Origin of the sequence: Actinoplanes sp. TFC3, assembly GCF_001553785.1 — a bacterium.
Lineage (GTDB): Bacteria > Actinomycetota > Actinomycetes > Mycobacteriales > Micromonosporaceae > Actinoplanes.
In genome coordinates, this window is sequence record NZ_LOJP01000001.1 from 5,089,264 (window position 1) to 5,104,137 (window position 14,874).

17 protein-coding genes are annotated in these 14,874 nt (G+C 68.3%); 10 read left to right on the top strand and 7 right to left on the bottom strand.

The window, feature by feature from the left end; all coding sequences use genetic code 11:
* Nucleotides 1-32: 32 nt before the first annotated feature.
* Genes TFC3_RS22945 through TFC3_RS22965 form a run of 5 tightly spaced genes read left to right on the top strand, consistent with a single transcriptional unit; the run spans nt 33 to nt 4,324 of the window.
* The gene (locus TFC3_RS22945; RefSeq protein ID WP_082772243.1) at nt 33-1,205 is read left to right on the top strand and encodes an acyl-CoA dehydrogenase family protein; all 1,173 of its coding nucleotides are present in this window, start codon (nt 33-35) and stop codon (nt 1,203-1,205) included.
* Nucleotides 1,195-2,292, top strand: a complete 1,098-nt coding sequence (locus TFC3_RS22950) for an LLM class flavin-dependent oxidoreductase (RefSeq protein ID WP_067503562.1) — start codon at nt 1,195-1,197, stop codon at nt 2,290-2,292. The genes TFC3_RS22945 and TFC3_RS22950 overlap by 11 nt, the downstream gene beginning before the upstream one ends.
* Nucleotides 2,289-2,786 carry a flavin reductase family protein gene (locus tag TFC3_RS22955; RefSeq protein WP_067503565.1) on the top strand — a complete coding sequence of 166 codons (498 nt, stop codon included), beginning with the start codon at nt 2,289-2,291 and terminating at the stop codon, nt 2,784-2,786. Before TFC3_RS22950 ends, TFC3_RS22955 begins: the two co-directional genes overlap by 4 nt.
* A complete protein-coding gene (locus tag TFC3_RS22960; protein ID WP_067503568.1) occupies nt 2,787-3,857 on the top strand; it encodes an LLM class flavin-dependent oxidoreductase in 1,071 nt (356 codons plus the stop codon). It begins immediately after the preceding gene.
* A complete protein-coding gene (locus TFC3_RS22965; protein ID WP_067503571.1) occupies nt 3,854-4,324 on the top strand; it encodes an NADPH-dependent FMN reductase in 471 nt (156 codons plus the stop codon). The genes TFC3_RS22960 and TFC3_RS22965 overlap by 4 nt, the downstream gene beginning before the upstream one ends.
* 56 nt (nt 4,325-4,380) lie before the next feature.
* On the opposite strand, the gene TFC3_RS22970 is transcribed toward TFC3_RS22965, so the two are convergent.
* Nucleotides 4,381-5,067, bottom strand: coding sequence for a hypothetical protein (locus tag TFC3_RS22970; RefSeq protein WP_067503574.1), 687 nt, complete (start codon nt 5,065-5,067; stop codon nt 4,381-4,383).
* Nucleotides 5,067-5,537, bottom strand: a complete 471-nt coding sequence (locus tag TFC3_RS22975) for a hypothetical protein (RefSeq protein ID WP_067503576.1) — start codon at nt 5,535-5,537, stop codon at nt 5,067-5,069. Before TFC3_RS22975 ends, TFC3_RS22970 begins: the two co-directional genes overlap by 1 nt.
* A 246-nt stretch (nt 5,538-5,783) precedes the next feature.
* Here TFC3_RS22975 and TFC3_RS22980 point away from each other — a divergent pair, with 246 nt between their 5' ends.
* The 4 genes from TFC3_RS22980 to TFC3_RS22995 all read left to right on the top strand — a co-directional run bounded on the left by TFC3_RS22980 (nt 5,784) and on the right by TFC3_RS22995 (nt 9,040).
* Nucleotides 5,784-6,386 (top strand): hypothetical protein, encoded by a 603-nt coding sequence (locus tag TFC3_RS22980; protein ID WP_153040350.1) that lies wholly within the window; start codon nt 5,784-5,786, stop codon nt 6,384-6,386.
* 84 nt (nt 6,387-6,470) lie between these two features.
* Nucleotides 6,471-6,593: a ribosomal protein bL36 gene (locus TFC3_RS22985; protein ID WP_067507293.1), complete on the top strand. Its 123-nt coding sequence runs from the start codon at nt 6,471-6,473 to the stop codon at nt 6,591-6,593.
* Between the two features lie 112 nt (nt 6,594-6,705).
* A complete protein-coding gene (locus TFC3_RS22990) occupies nt 6,706-7,542 on the top strand; it encodes an alpha/beta fold hydrolase (protein ID WP_067503582.1) in 837 nt (278 codons plus the stop codon).
* Nucleotides 7,523-9,040, top strand: a complete 1,518-nt coding sequence (locus TFC3_RS22995) for a hypothetical protein (protein WP_236718261.1) — start codon at nt 7,523-7,525, stop codon at nt 9,038-9,040. The genes TFC3_RS22990 and TFC3_RS22995 overlap by 20 nt, the downstream gene beginning before the upstream one ends.
* A gap of 23 nt (nt 9,041-9,063) precedes the next feature.
* Here the strand turns inward: TFC3_RS22995 and TFC3_RS23000 are convergent, their stop codons facing one another.
* On the bottom strand, nt 9,064-9,939 hold the full coding sequence (locus TFC3_RS23000) for a D-cysteine desulfhydrase family protein (protein WP_067503584.1): 876 nt from the start codon (nt 9,937-9,939) through the stop codon (nt 9,064-9,066).
* On the opposite strand from TFC3_RS23000, the gene TFC3_RS23005 reads away from it, so the two are divergent.
* Nucleotides 9,902-10,645, top strand: a complete 744-nt coding sequence (locus TFC3_RS23005; RefSeq protein WP_236718262.1) for an HAD family hydrolase — start codon at nt 9,902-9,904, stop codon at nt 10,643-10,645. The genes TFC3_RS23000 and TFC3_RS23005 overlap by 38 nt on opposite strands.
* Here the strand turns inward: TFC3_RS23005 and TFC3_RS23010 are convergent.
* From TFC3_RS23010 to TFC3_RS23025, 4 genes are all read right to left on the bottom strand, one after another.
* Complete coding sequence (locus TFC3_RS23010) at nt 10,642-11,379, bottom strand: NTP transferase domain-containing protein (protein ID WP_067503590.1); 738 nt, start codon at nt 11,377-11,379, stop codon at nt 10,642-10,644. The two genes, TFC3_RS23005 and TFC3_RS23010, sit on opposite strands and share 4 nt — an antisense overlap.
* Before the next feature lie 128 nt (nt 11,380-11,507).
* A complete protein-coding gene (locus TFC3_RS23015) occupies nt 11,508-12,425 on the bottom strand; it encodes a GlxA family transcriptional regulator (RefSeq protein ID WP_067503592.1) in 918 nt (305 codons plus the stop codon).
* Complete coding sequence (locus TFC3_RS23020) at nt 12,422-13,006, bottom strand: cysteine hydrolase family protein (protein WP_067503595.1); 585 nt, start codon at nt 13,004-13,006, stop codon at nt 12,422-12,424. Before TFC3_RS23020 ends, TFC3_RS23015 begins: the two co-directional genes overlap by 4 nt.
* Nucleotides 13,007-13,134: 128 nt before the next feature.
* Nucleotides 13,135-14,871: an alpha/beta hydrolase gene (locus tag TFC3_RS23025; protein ID WP_236718437.1), complete on the bottom strand. Its 1,737-nt coding sequence runs from the start codon at nt 14,869-14,871 to the stop codon at nt 13,135-13,137.
* Nucleotides 14,872-14,874 lie beyond the last annotated feature (3 nt).

The following is a 14,874-nucleotide window of genomic DNA, read 5'->3' on the forward strand; positions in this document are numbered from 1 at the left end:
CTTCCTGCTGATCGGGGCGCACGGTTGGGAACATGCCCACCACAACTATCGTGGCTGAGCCACGACTATCCCATCTGGTGGACGTGACGACAGCCCTGGCCGAGCTGGCCGAAACGCACGATCGCACGGCGGATCTGCCCTCGGGCGGACTTGCGGTGGTCCATCACGCCGGACTGCTCACGCTCACTGTCGGCACCCAGTACGGCGGTCCGGGCGGCTCGCTCGCCGACGCAGTGCGCACCCTCACCGCGCTCGGGCAGGGCGACCCGGCAGTGGCCCTGATCAGCGCAATGACGCTGTTCGCCCACGCCGCGCAGGCCCGCACCGGAGCGTGGCCGGAGCCGGGCTACACCGAGGTGCTGGCCGAGTCGGCCCAACACCCCACTTTGATCAATGCGCTGCGGGTGGAGCCGGACCTGGGCACGCCAGCGCGGGGCGGGCTCCCGGCGACCACGGCCCGCCGGACGGCGACCGGCTGGGAGATCACCGGCCACAAGATCTTCTCGACGGGCGCCGCGGGGCTGCGGTGGATGCAGGTCTGGGCCCGCACGGACGAGGAGCCCGTACGGGTGGGGGCTTTCCTGGTCCGCACCGACACAGCCGGGATCACGATCCAGCGGACCTGGGACCACCTGGGGCTACGCGCCTCCCGCAGCGACGACGTGATCTTCGACCGCGTGGCCGTAGCGGGAGACGCGTTCCTGCCGGATACGGGAAACGCCCCCTCGCCGGTCCCGGGCGCCGGCGGTGATCTGCGGGACTGGAACGCTCTCGGGATCGCGGCGATCTACCTGGGTGTTGCCTACGCGGCTCGTGACTGGCTCACCGGCTACCTGCAGGAACGCATCCCGAGCAACCTCGGCAAGCCGCTCGCCGCGCTGCCGCGGTTCCAGAGCGAGGTGGGCGCGATCCAAGCTTCGCTGGCTTCGGCGCAGGCGTTCCTGACTGCGGAAAGCGCGTTCCCGACAAACGCCGGCCTGGCCAAGACGGTCGTGACCGGCGCCGCCATCGACGCGGTGCAACGGGGCGTCGCCCTCATCGGCAACGCCGCCCTGAGCCGGAGCAACCCCTTGGAACGCCACCTGCGCGATGTCCTCTGCGGCCGGATCCACACGCCCCAGGACGACATGGTCCTGGCCACCGCCGGCCGCGCCGCCCTGGAACCGGCCGCCGGGAACGCGAAGGGAAACAGCAGTGACCGTTGAGTTCGTCGGCATGATCGGCACCCGGGACGCCTCCGAGACACGAGCGCCTTCCGGTCCCCCCATCGACCCGGAATACGTGCGGCGATTCGCCAGAGTGCACGAGGAAGCCGGATTCGACCGCATCCTCATCGGATACGGTTCCTCGACTCCGGATGGCACGCAGGTGGCCGCGTACGCCGCGGCGCACACCACCGAACTAGGGCTGCTGATCGCGCACCGGCCCGGCTTCGTGGCCCCCACCACGGCGGCGCGGACCTTTGCCACACTGGATCAGTTGTCGGGCGGCCGGGTTGCTGTGCACACCATCACCGGTGGCTCGGATGCCGAACAGCGGCGCGATGGCGACTATCTTTCCAAGGACGAGCGCTATGCCCGTACCGAGGAATATCTCGGCATTCTGCGCCGGGCCTGGTCCTCGCCCGAGCCGTTCTCGCACGACGGACAGTTCTACACATTCGACGACTTCTCCTTGCTCGCCCAGCCCGCGCACCGGATTCCGTTGTACTTCGGTGGATCCTCGCCGGCGGCTTACCGGGTGGGCGGCGCGGTGGCCGACGTCTTCGCGCTGTGGGGCGAGCCGTTGAAGGAAACCGCCGACCAGATCGCCTCCGTGCAGGCGTCCGCGGCGGCGGCCGGGCGTGGACCCCTCGGGATCAGCGTCTCGTTCCGGCCGATCCTGGCCGCCACCGACGAGCTGGCCTGGGAACGCGCCGAGCGGATCCTGGCCACCATCGAGGGCAGCGACGGCGGGAAAGGCTCATTCACCGGCGACAAGACCCGGGTACTCGGCGGCCCGAGCCCGGAGAACGTGGGATCGCAGCGGCTGCTGGCCGCAGCCGCCAAGGGCGACCGGCACGACCGTGCGCTCTGGACGGCCACCGCCAAAGCCAGTGGTGCTCAGGGAAACTCGACCGCGCTCGTCGGATCGCCGGAAACGGTGGCGCGGGCATTGCTCGACTACGTGGATCTCGGGGTCACCACGATTCTGATCCGCGGGTACGACCCGATCGACGACGCCGTCGACTACGGGCGGCACCTCATCCCACTCGTCAAGCAGGAACTGGCACACCTTGTGGGGGCACGATGACCGACACGCTCGTGGACGCCAACCTTTTCCGTTCCCTTCTGCGCCGGCACGCCGCTGCCGTCGTGGTGATCACCGCGCCGGGCGAGCCGCCGGCCGGGTTCACGGCCACCTCCTTCACGTCCGTTTCCCTCGACCCGCCGCTCGTCTCGTTCTGCCTGGCACGCTCCGCGTCGGCCTGGCCGGCCGTGCGGGCGGCCGAGACCATCGCGGTCCACGTGCTGACCAAGGAGCAGGAGCACGTCGCGAGGACGTTCTCCACGCGCAACATCGACCGGTTCGCCACGCACGGCGCCTGGCGTCTCGGACCCGACGGTGTTCCGCTGCTGGAGGGCGTGCTCGCCACCCTGGTCTGCCGCGTCTCCCAGCGGGTCGAAGCCGGCGATCACACGATCGTGCTGGCCACGCCGCTGTCCGGGCAGCACCACGACGACGCCACGGTGACGCCCCTGGTCTACCACGACGGCAGCTACGCGCACCTCAAGCGGACCGCCTAGATGCAGATCCACTGGTTCCTCCCCACCGCCGGTGACAGCCATGGCATCACCAGCGGCGGGCAGGCCACGGCCACCGTCGCCACCGAACGGCCGCCCGAACTCGGCTATCTCGCCCTGGTGGCGCGGGCTGCGGAACGGCTGGGGTTCACCGGGATGCTCACGCCGACCGGCACGTTCTGCGAGGACTCATGGCTGACAACCGCGGCTCTGCTCACGGAAACGTCAACGCTCAAGTTCATGGTGGCGTTCCGGCCGGGGCTGGTGTCGCCGACACTGGCCGCGCAGATGGCCTCGACATACCAACGGATTTCCGGTGGGCGGCTGCTGCTGAACGTGGTGACCGGCGGCGATTCCACGGAACAGCAACGCTTCGGCGACTGGCTCGGTCATGACGAGCGCTACGCCCGTACGGCCGAATTCCTGACGGTCCTGAAGGGCGCATGGTCGCCGGACCCGTTCGATTTCGACGGCTCGTACTACCGCGTTTCCGGCGCCACGACAAGGGAAACGCCGGATCCCGTTCCGCCGGTGTTCTTCGGTGGCTCCTCCCCGCCCGCTCTCCAGGTGGCCGCGGCCCACGCCGACACCTACCTGACCTGGGGAGAGCCACCGGCCGCGGCCACCGCGAAACTCGATGCGGTCCGGGCGCTGGCCAAGGACCAGAACCGCTCGCTCTCGTGCGGGATCAGGTTGCACGTCATTGCTCGCGACACCGCTGCCGAAGCCTGGTCGGTGGCTCGCGGCCTACTGGAACGGATCCCGCCGGCCGCGGTGGCGGCGGCGCGGGAACGCTTCTCCCGCACCGAATCCGAGGGGCAGCGCCGGATGGCCGAGCTCAGCGGCGGTGACTCGCTGGAGGTCTCACCGAACCTGTGGGCCGGTTTCGGGCTCGTGCGCCCCGGCGCGGGAACGGCCCTGGTCGGCAGCCACACCGAAATCGCCGATCGGATCGCCGAGTACCACGCGCTCGGCATCGACCACTTCATTCTCTCCGGGCAACCACACCTGGAAGAGGCCTATCGTTTCGGCGAAGGCGTCCTTCCGCTACTTCGAACGGGAGCTGTTTCGTGAGCGCAATCGTCGTCGTTTCCGGCAACCCTCGCGCCGGATCGCGCACCTCCACGCTGGCCGAGGCGGTCGGAACCGCGCTGGGCGGCATCTGGCAGGTGGTCGAGGTTGGCGCGCTGGGGCCGGGACTGCTCACCGCGGGCGACGAGGCAACGGCTGCCGCGCTGTCGGCCGTACGGGGTGCTGAGCTTTTGGTGGTGGCTACGCCGACATACAAGGGCAGCTACACCGGGATTCTGAAGGTGCTGCTCGACCAGTTGCCGGCCAACGCGCTGGCGGGGAAACGTGCCGTTCCCGTGGTTGTTGCCGGCGTGCAGCCCCAGGCTGATGTGGCGGCTGCGCTGCTGGCGCAATTGCTGGGAGAGCTGGGAGCCACCGTGTTGCCCTCGCTCGCGGTGACCGAGGGCGACCTGGGTGACTCGGCTGCTCTGGCCGAGAAGTACGCGGCCGGTTCTCACTCCGCAGGCTGACCGGCAACTGTGCGGCGTTGTCACTCCGCCAGCCGGCCGGTAACCGTTCGGCGGTCTCACTCCGCCGGTTGATCGGAAACGATGCGGCGGCGTTCCCAGAGGCGTGCCGCACCGGCCAGGACAGCGCCAACGGCCACGGTCAGCGCGCCCCACAGCATGTCCGAGCCGCCGGCGTTGCCGTCGAACCAGCGGACGTACGCCAGGATCGTGGCGAACACGACCACCGCGACCCCCGGCAGGCTGGCCAAGGCCCGGCGGCGCCCGGACGCCCGCGCCAGACCGAACGCCGCATCTGCGACAACGAGCAGCGCAGCGATCGCGCACCCGCCGAAGGTGTACGCCCGCACCCCCAGCGGCACGTCGTCGCGCTGCAACCGGAAAACGATGAGCAGCAAAGCGCCGCCGAGCACCAGGGCCAGGATCGCCGAGGAACCGATTTCCCACAGCCTCGGCAACGGCCGTTCCCGGTCCTGGCGCTTGCGCGGAATGTAATCCCAGGCGCGGTCGGTGAAATGGCGTGCAGAAAGCGCGCCAAAGATGGTGAGCGCGAGGAAAACAACCACCGGCGGTTCCCAGTGGCGGGTCAGGTAGGCGACGATCGCGGCGACCAATGCGGCCACCGGGAGGCTGGTGAAGGCCGCAACCAGGCGGGCGTTGCGGAACTGGGTGCGCGCCTCGGGCAGGTCGAGCGGATGGACCCGGTACTGAACGGCGGGATCGGGAAGGGAAACGGTTTCTTCCATCACTGCCTCCACGGCGTGCGGTCGATGAACGAGTCGGTGGCGCCCGGCCGGGCGATGTCGTAGACCTTCTGGCGGGAAACACCGAGCCGGCTGGCGACGGCGACAGCGCTGTACTCGTCGAGCAGCGCTTCCACGGCGGCTGCCCGCACTGCTGAGGCTCGCGAGGTCAGGTGAGCGGCGAGCGCGCCGACTTCTGCGGCCAGCAACGCGACAGCGAGCGGGCCACCGAACGGCTTCGCCCAGTCATCGCCGTCGTTTCCCGCGTTTCCGCTGTCGCTTCGTGCGTTCCCCTTACCGCCTTGCCCGTTTCCCTTGCTTCGGGCGGCTTGGTCTTCGCCGCGCTCGGCTTGTTGGTCGCGCGGGGCTTGGTCTTTGCTACGGGCTGCCTGGTAAAGGGCGTCGCCGCCGTCTTCCAAGGCTGATTGCACTTGGGCCGGCGTGACACCGGCCGATTCGAGGCGCTCCTGCACCGGAGCCCGAGTATCAGGTGGGCGATGCGCCAGGACCGCGTCCCAGCCAATGTCACCCCCAGGTTGACTTGTCATGCCATCAGAATGTGTCACCCCGGGGGTGACTGTCAACCCCGGGGCGACAACTCTTTCCGGAAGCTGTGAATGTCTGTGAAGGCCCTGGCAAATCTGCACAACCCCGGCATGGCGCCCGATCCGGGATTCCGTGCGGACCGGCGGTCGGCCCGTTCAAGGAGGTACATGAGAATGACTTCGATCAGCGCGCTGAGCTCGACGACCAGCACGTATCGGATGCCCCCACCGCCGCGTCGCTCCGGCAGTGGCGATGACCCCATGGCCGGTGTTGCCGACAAGCTCGGGCTCAGCAGCGAAAACCTCAAGAGCCAGTTGCAGGACGGCAAGAGCCTGAACGACATCGCCACCGCGCAGGGCGTCTCCCACGACGACCTGATCGCCGCGATCGAAGCTGGCCTGCCGTCCGCACCGGCCGATGGGGTCGACGCCACGCAGATGGCGGAGAAAATCGCCAGCACGAGCGGCATGCCGCCGCCCCCGCCCGGCGGTTCCGGCGGCGCCGACGGTTCCAGCGGCCTTAGCGGGCTCAGTGGCGTCGGCGGTTCCGGCGGCGTCGTCGGTTCCGGGGTCGGCGGCGGTTCCGGCGTCGGCGGTTCTGGCGGCGTCGCTCGGGATGAGGCGAAGCTGAGCCGGATCAGCGAGCTCATCGATGTGGGCACGGGCGAGGTCAGCAACCCGGCCGAACTTCTCCGGATGCTGCAGACCAGGGGTGTGGATCTGGGCCAGCTCCGCAATGTGCTGAACAGCGGAGACCTGCTCGACGTCACCGCCTGAGCATGATGCTCACCGACCGGATACAGCGCCGGGCCTGCAGGAATGCCGCAGCGGGAAACGGCGTTCCGTCATCCGGAGGTCATCATGAAGGTTCGTAACTCGCTCCGGTCGCTGAAGAGCCAGCCGGGCTCGGTCGTGACCCGCCGTCGCGGACGGATGGTCGTGATCAACCGCAAGAATCCGCGCTGGAACGGCCGTCAGGGCTGAGACCGCGATACCGTGACAGACAACGCCGGGGACCCGCCGCCACGGGTCCCCGGTCATTTTCCCGAACCGGGTTGATCTTTTTCTGCGGCGTGCCTGCGGGCACACTGGCGGGATGCAGCCGCAAGTCCATCCGATCAGCTCGTCCGACGGCGTCACGCTGACCGTCGAGGAGTACGGTTCCCCGGGCGGCACCGCGTCGATCGTCTTTCTGCCCGCCCTCGGCGTTCCCCTTGGCTACTACGGGAAACTGCTTTCCGAGTGGTCCGGGCGCGGCCGGCACGTTGTCGGGGTCGAGCTGCGCGGCATGCCCGGCAGCCCGGTGCCCGATCTTCGAAAAACCTCTTTTGGGTACGCCCATCTGATCCGCGATGATTTGCCCGCCGTCTTCGCCGGTCCAGCATTGGCCGACGCTCACCGGATCGTCCTCGCGGGCCACAGCCTGGGCGGTCAGCTGGCCCTGCTTTCCGGCGCGGCGGGCAGCGTACGTCCGGATGCCGTGGTCACCCTGGGCACCGGAACGAGTTCCAAGGCCGCACACCGCAGCCCTCTGGCCCGTGCTCGCCGCGCTGCCAGCGTCCGGTTCGTCAGTGCTGTCACCTGTTCCCTGGGCTACTGGCCTGGTCACCGGCTCGGGTTCGCCGGGCGCCAGCCCCGGATGCTGATGAACGACTGGGGCTACGAAGCCCGCTACGGGCGTTACCGGCTACGCGGCGACCGCACTGACTACGAAGCCGCGCTCGCGGAAATGCGTGTTCCCGCTCTCCTTGCCGGGATCACGGGTGATCGGATGATCCCCGCGGCGGCCGTGGATCACCTGGCGCGGCGGCTGCCCGAGCATGTCGATCGGGTACAGCTGGATGCGTACCCGGATCATTTTCTGTGGGCCCGCCGCACGCCCGAGAAGGTCGTGGCCGCTGTCGAAGAATGGCTTGCCGACCATCAGTTGTAGGGCTGGCTTGCACCGCAAGGCTTACCACGGGACCGTTCTGGTCATACTGTCCCGCGTGAACGAGGTCGTGTTTCCCCGTGGGGCGGATGGTCGGCGCAGCAGTTCGGATTTCGGCCGGGCGGTGGTCGCCGATGCGTTACGCGTCACCGATCCCACCGCGGCCGAAGCCGCGGAGCGAGAACGCGACTGGCGCAAGGGCTATCTGGCTCACTTCCGGTCACTGGTGCAGGCCGGGCTTGGGAACGGGTACGACACAGCCGCCGCCGGCCTCGAATCGGTGCACCGCCGGATGCTCGTGTCCCGAGACGGCACCGACATCGCTCTGGACGATGTCTTCACGGGGAACGCGCAACCGCCCGCCTCGTTCACCATCACGGGAAACGGGAAAGCCGAGCGCGAGCTGCTCATTCCGTACGGGAAAGAAGTTCTCCAAGGCGACTCTTTGTACCGGCAGCTTGATGCGTGGGTTTCCCGCGGCATCATTGAGCAATCGTGCGCCGAGATGGTGCGCGAGGTGGCCGACCATCCCGACTGGCTCGACCTTTCCGACCAGCGGCTCGTGGTGCTCGGCGCCGGTGCGGAACTCGGACCGCTGCCGGCCGTGCTCGCGTGGGGCGGCACGGTTGTGGGCATCGACCTGCCCCGTCCGCAATTGTGGGAACGGGTCGTGGAAACCGCTCGGCGTGGTGCGGGAACGCTGATAGCCCCGGGAACGTCTGTTTCCGACGCCGGGATCGATCTGCTCACCGGGTTACCCGAGGCCGCGCAGTGGCTGCTCGGTATCGAAGGGCGGCTGATCCTTGGAGACTACGTGTACGCCCCGGGCGCGGTGTACCCGCGGTTGTCGGCTGCCGTGGACGCCTTGGGCGTACACCTTGTTCGGGAACGGCCGGAAACGGCGCTGGCCTTCCTCGCCACGCCCACCGATACGTTCGCCGTTCCAGAAAACGTCGTCGAGCAGGCGACGCAGCGTTATCGGGATCGGTCGGTTCAAGCGCGCGTGGCGCAACGCGTGTCCGGTGGCAGACTGCTGGAACAGCATTTCCCGGATCACACGGATCTCCGGTTTGCGGACAGTGCGGATCCTGGGATCGCGGACAGCCTGGTACCACAGCAAGGACCCAACTATGCGCTGGCGAAACGGATTCAGCGCTGGCGGGCCTCGGTGGCCAGGCGAGCCGGCACACCCGTCAGCTTCTCGGTGGCCCCGCCAACCGCCACCCGCTCGGTGACCAACAACCGCCTGCTCGCGGCCGCGTACGCCGGGGCTCACCTTTTCGGCATCGAGGTGTTCGCGCCGGCGACCAGCAACCGGCTGATGGCCGCGCTGCTCGTGCACCAGCTTCGGAGGCCGCGTTCCGCGTCGCCGCAGGCATGGCGGGATGAGGCTTCAGGTGCGGCGCACGGCGGGTTGTGGCGGGTCGGCTACTTGCCCCGCACGGCGCTGGGGCTGGCCGCCGTACGAGGCCTCCCCGCGGCCTTTGCTAGCTCACGCTGAACGCAAGGCGATCCCCGTCGCTGTTAGCTGCCGCTGAACGCGGGGTGGCCGAAGAGTCCCGGCAGCCCGCCGGTGTGCAAGAACACGACGTTTCCGCGCGGCGGGTTGGCGCACAGGCCGGCCATCGCGCGGCCTGTGTACGTCGGGTCAAGGAACAGGCCCTCGGTGCGCGCGGCCAGCTTCAAGGCGGCGCGCACCGAGTCGGTCAGCGTCGCGTAGCCTGCGCCTACTTGTTCGCGGTCGATGCGCAGGTTTCCCGTGGGCGTTCCCATCTGGTCCAGCAGACCGGAAATTATGGAAACGGGGTCGGGCACCGCGCCGGTGTCCACTCCGTACACCCGGGTGGAACCCAGGTGAGCGACCAGACCAGCCATCGTTCCGCCCGATCCCACCGCGACCACGACGGCGTCGAGATCCGGAAGCTGGTGCAGAATCTCCTGAGCGCAGTCGACGTAGCCCTGCGCCGAGAAGGCCGACGTGCCGCCGAACGGGATCACGTATCCCTCCTGCTGCGCGGCCACTTGGTCCAACGGCTGGTCGCCGGCCCACACGATCCGGGCTCCCGCGAGGTCGTCCAGCAGGAGGTTGCCGCGCGGCGTTTCCGGTGCGTTCCCGGTCAGCACCAGCGTGCAGTCCAACCCGATCCGAGCAGCCGCCGCGGCGGTCAAGCGGGCATGGTTGGACTGGGGTGCACCCGTGGTCACGATCCGGTTGGCCCCCGCCTCGACCGCTTGAGCGCAGGTGTATTGCAGCTTGCGAACCTTGTTTCCGCCGCCGCCGAGCCCGCTCAGATCGTCCCGCTTGATCCAGAGCTGCTCGATGCCCAGCTCCTGGGCGAGCCGCGGGGCCGGTTCGAGCGGGGTGGGCCACGTCGCCAGGGGTATCGGCCTGATCGTCACGGTAGCCGAGCATAGGATGCCGGGAGTGAAACCGCTTGCCGTACTCCTCGATCTCGACGGCACGCTGGTCGACCACGATACCGCCGCCGATGCCGGCTTGCGCGCCTGGCTGCCCACCATCGGCCTCACGGCCACCCCGGAAACGCTTTCCCACTGGCTCACCGTGCAGGAGATCCACCACGCGGCCTGGCGGGACGGCAAGATCACACACGCGGAACAGCGCCGTCGCCGGTTGCAAGACTTTCTGGGTACGACCAAAGCTGCCACCGAGCTTGACGCCATCTTCGCGGGCTACCTCAGCTGCTACGAAGCGGCATGGCGCGCCTACGACGATGTCGTTCCCGCCTTGACACAGCTTCGGAACGCCGGGATCGCCACGGCTGTGCTGACCAACGGCGCCACTGGGCAACAGAACAAGAAACTTTCCCGCACCGGGCTGGCCGGGCTACTCGGCCCCGTGTTCACCATCGAGGATCTCGGCGTCGCCAAGCCGTTTCCCGAAGCGTTCCAACGCGCCTGCCACCGCTGGGGGCAGCCGCCGGGAAACGTGCTCAGCGTCGGCGACAACTATGCCTTCGACGTGGTGGCAGCCCGCGAAGCCGGACTACACGCAGCCCACCTCGACCGGCTCGGCACCGGACCCCTGGACGAGCCGCACCGCATGGTTTCCCTGAACACCGTCACCGCGATGCTGGACGCCTTCTAGTCCAACGCGTTTTCCCCGCGCGGGGGCGGCTCATCGAGGTCGGTGTCGTCGGCTACGTCGCCGACCGGGATGACTTGTACCTGATCGGCGTGGGTGCGCAGGTAATCGCGGGCGCCGCGGTCGGCGGTCGCGGTGCTGGAAACGCCGTTCCAATGGTTGCGGCCCAGCAGGACAGGGTGGGAGCGCCGGTTTCCGTACCCGCCCATGACGAGCGCATCGGGCGTGGCTTCGGCGGCGATCCGGCGTACCGCCTCGGGAGTCACCCCGGGCATATCTACCAGCAGCACCACCGCAGCGGCCAGTGGTGCGGCCGCCGCAGCGGCCATCACATCAGCCAGCGATGTGGCCACGCCTGCGGCGGTCGCTGCGGCAGCCGTCGTAGCACCTGCTGCGACGGCCGACGTGGCGGCGGCGGTCGCCGATGTGGCAGCGGCTGCCGCCGATGGGGTGGCTGCGGCGGCCGTCGTGGCGGCCAAGCTGTTCAGGCCGGCGCGCAGGGAGGATGCCATACCGGTTTCCCAGTCGGGGTTCTCGACGTAGGTGAGCGTGGGCGCGGCTGCACGGACGCGAGCGGATTGGGCGCCTACAACGATCAGGACAGGGTCGAGACCAGCGGCACGCAGGGTGTTTCCTGCGCGTTCCACCAACAGGGTGCCTTGCCAGGAAACGAGGGCCTTCGGTTTCCCGTAACGGCGGCCCGCACCCGCGGCGAGCACCAGACCGGCGACCTGCATCTTCCCAGCCTAGCGATTGCGGCTCCCCAAGCCTGGCGTTCGCGGCTGCGCCGGTCGCGCGCTCGCGGCCGCAAGGTCCAGCGCCCACAGCTGCGCGGTCCAGCATTAGCGGCTACGCCGCCTGGCGTTCACAGCGGCACGCGATCGCGGTTGCGCAAGCGGCGGAGCATCCGGGCGTCGCCGAACCCAACCGCCCGAGCCGCCGACTCCACTGTCGCCCCATGGCCGATCAAATGTTCCGCGCGTTCCACCCGCAGCAGTTGCTGGTAGCGCAGGGGTGTATGCCCCGTCGCGGCCTCGAAGCGCCGGGTCAGCGTGCGTTCGCTCACCCCCGCCGTCCGGGCCAGCGCCTCGAGCGGGAGCACCTCCGCGAAGTGCCCGTCGATGCGGTCCTGAACCCGGTGCACGACATCGCTCATGTGGGCGCGCAGCCGCAGCATCGCGCTCTCCTGCTGGTCGTCACCGTTACGGCGGGCGTAGACGACCATCTGGCGGGCGATCCGGGCGGCCACCGCGGGACCGTGCCGGGTGGCGACCAGGTGCAGCGCGAGGTCGATGCCGCTGGCGATCCCGGCCGAGGTGACGACGCGGTCGGTCGAGACGTAGAGGACGTCGCGGATCACCTCGGCCTGCGGGAAACGGCGGGCCAGTTCGTCCTGGAAGTCGTGGTGGGTGGTGCAGCGGCGGCCGTTGAGCAGGCCGGCCCGGCCGAGCGCGTCGGCGCCCGAGCAGACGCTGGCGACGGTGCCGCCCGCGGCGTGGTGAGCCGCGATCCGGCGCAGCGATGACGGGGCGAGACCACCGATCTCCAGCCGTTGCGGGGAACGCCAGCCGGGGACCACGATGAGATCGCCGGGGTCGAGGTCCGGCCATTGCGTGTCGGCATGCAGCCGTACGCCCTGGTGGGTGCGAATGTCCGGCTGTTCGGCGACGTACGCGAGGTGGTATTCGTGCCCGTAGTCGACCGCCGTGGAGAACACTTGGGCGGCCCCGGCCAAGTCGAGCAGGTGCAGGCCGGGTACGAGCACGAAAACCACGCGACTCACGATCCGGTCAGCTCCTGCACGCTTGTGACAGTAGCGAACCGGCCGGCGAGGGCGTACTCGGTGCGGCTGACGATGTCGTCGACCTGCAGGGTGCGCGGGTCGGCGAGGATCTCCTCGATGCTGCGATCGGCCGGGGCGTCGCGGTGCGGGATCGGGAACGTGGTGGTGGCATCGGTGACGAAGGTGATCGCGTACCCGAAATCTGCCCCCACCCGGGCCGTGGTTTCGACGCACTGCTCGGTTTGGATACCGCACAGAGTCAGGTCCCGGATGCCGCGCTCGGTCAGTACCTGCTGGAGATTCGTCGTGGTGAAGGCGTTACGGGAGGTCTTGGTGAGGATCGGCTCGTCGTCCGCGGGCTTGAGCTCGGCGAAGATCCGGACGTGGCCCGACTCGGGATCGAACGGTGTGCCGCTTCCCGGCTCGGCGTGCAGGATCCAGACGACGAGATCGCCGGCCGCTCGGGCTGCATCGACGAGGCGTTGCACGGCGGTGCCGATTTCCTGGTTTCCGACGGCTTTCCACGTGGGGCGCACCCGGAACGACTCCTGGACATCAATGACGATGAGGGCTGCTGTCATACCTCGATACTGCCGAGCTGTGGCCGTACCGGAAAAGGCATGGAAGTGACCGCGACCGGAACGATCTGGTCGTGCAGCGAACGGTTTCCGACGGCGCCCCGAGCAGGAATCCCGGGGCGCCGTGACGGTCAGCGATTGCCGTTGAGCACGGAAACCGGCAGCGGAATGGCCACGGGTGGCAGACCCGCGCCCGCCGAAGTGGCCCGCAGCACCGCCGGTCCGTCGCTCTTGGGCAGCGGCGTCGTGAACGGCTGGTAGGCACCGCGACATTCGGTTCCCCTGGCCGGCACCTTGCCCGTCAGCAAATAGCTGTCAATGGCGCTGGTGGCACATTCCGAGGTGCCATAAGAAGTGTGACCCCAATTGGTGTTGGACAGCAGGCGGCTGTTGGTAAGACGCTTGGAAGCCGATACCGCGTCGTTGTAATTGGTGGCCGGATCCCATGTGGTGCCGACCAGCAGAACCGGCGCCGCGGTGGGGGTGTTCCAAGGCCCGGTATAGGCGTCCTCGTCGCGTACCGTCCACGTGTTACGGGAACATTGGGCAGTGCCCCAGCCCCAGGCGCGACCGAAATAAGGGGCACGTTTATCGGCTTTGGCCATGAGGGCGGGGTACTGGCTCGCGTCCTTGGGGTGCAGGGCGTCGGTGCAGTCGACGGTCGCGAACGCTTCGTAGCTGTTGTCGTACGGGAAATCGCGGCTCGTACGGTTGCGGGCATCTTTGATGCGTTTGATCAATGCCGTTTTCGCCTTGGTGGCGGCGGTTGCGGACGTCGGGAACAACAGGTTCGACACATCCTGGGAAATGTAGGTGACTCCATCGCCGGCGTCCATGCCGTACAGCGTGCCGAGGATCCCGCCGATGAAATCCGCGTACGTAATGGTGTACGTACCGTATTGATCGGTGATGACAAGCGGTTTCTGTCGCAGTTTCTGCGCGATTTTCTCGAAGTTCTTGACCGGGTTGCCTGCGGCAAATACACAGTATTTCTCACCGGCCTTGTCGCAGCGCTTGAGGATTTCGACAAGCGCCTTGTAAGCGCCGTCGGCCGAACGCAGGCGAGCATCTTGTTCCTGATTCGCGGTCGTGGCCGTGCCGACCCAGTGCTCGGGGTCGAGCACCCCGTCAACAACCAGCGCCCGGAACCGATCCGGAAACATGTTGGCGTAGTACTGGCCGATTGCCGTGCCATAGCTGAACCCGAGGTACGTCAGCTTCTTGTCGCCGACCGCGCGGCGCAGAACGTCCAGGTCGCGGACCACTTCGGCAGTCGAGGAGGCTCCGGCCAACGGACGGCCGGCGGTGGAACAAGCCTTACCGAATTGCTCGGCGCCATCGACGTAAGCGGTTTCCTCGGCCTTGCCCCACGGAAAAGCAACGCTCATCTTGCCGAGCACCGCGTTCTGCTCTTTTACTGACGTCCAGCAGCGGACGTTCTCGCTGGCGGCGACACCCCGCGGGTCCACACCGACAATGTCGAAGCGCTGCAGCAGGGAATCGCTGAGGAAATAGGGAGCCGAAAGCGCCATGCTGGTTCCGGAGCCACCCGGGCCACCGGGGTTGATGAACAGGCTGCCGATTTTGCTCCTCTGGTCCTTGGCTTTGATCCGCAGCAGCGCGACTTCGGTGGTTGCGCCGGCCGGCTCGTCATAGTCCAGCGGCAGCCGGGTGGTGGCGCATTCGGCGGTGCCATAACACTGGTACCAGCCGAGCTTGGGCGTCAGAACGCTGTCCACCCGCTTGCTCTCCACAGCGCTGGTACGGCCAGCGGCGGGGGTGGAACCGCCGGCGACCGCGCTGAGGGGGCCGGCCGGAGCCGCCGCGACCGTCGTTGCTGGGATCGTAACCGCGCCAGTGAGCAGCAGGCC

Bases quoted from the DNA above. Each gene is read 5' to 3' on its own strand.
- TFC3_RS22945 (WP_082772243.1), top strand. From the start codon at position 33: ATGCCCACCACAACTATCGTGGCTGAGCCACGACTATCCCATCTGGTG.
- TFC3_RS22955 (WP_067503565.1), top strand. From the start codon at position 2,289: ATGACCGACACGCTCGTGGACGCCAACCTTTTCCGTTCCCTTCTGCGC.
- TFC3_RS22960 (WP_067503568.1), top strand. From the start codon at position 2,787: ATGCAGATCCACTGGTTCCTCCCCACCGCCGGTGACAGCCATGGCATC.
- TFC3_RS22985 (WP_067507293.1), top strand. From the start codon at position 6,471: ATGAAGGTTCGTAACTCGCTCCGGTCGCTGAAGAGCCAGCCGGGCTCG.
- TFC3_RS22990 (WP_067503582.1), top strand. From the start codon at position 6,706: ATGCAGCCGCAAGTCCATCCGATCAGCTCGTCCGACGGCGTCACGCTG.
- TFC3_RS23020 (WP_067503595.1), bottom strand. From the start codon at position 13,006: ATGACAGCAGCCCTCATCGTCATTGATGTCCAGGAGTCGTTCCGGGTG.
- TFC3_RS22980 (WP_153040350.1), top strand. From the start codon at position 5,784: ATGACTTCGATCAGCGCGCTGAGCTCGACGACCAGCACGTATCGGATG.
- TFC3_RS23010 (WP_067503590.1), bottom strand. From the start codon at position 11,379: ATGCAGGTCGCCGGTCTGGTGCTCGCCGCGGGTGCGGGCCGCCGTTAC.
- TFC3_RS22970 (WP_067503574.1), bottom strand. From the start codon at position 5,067: ATGGAAGAAACCGTTTCCCTTCCCGATCCCGCCGTTCAGTACCGGGTC.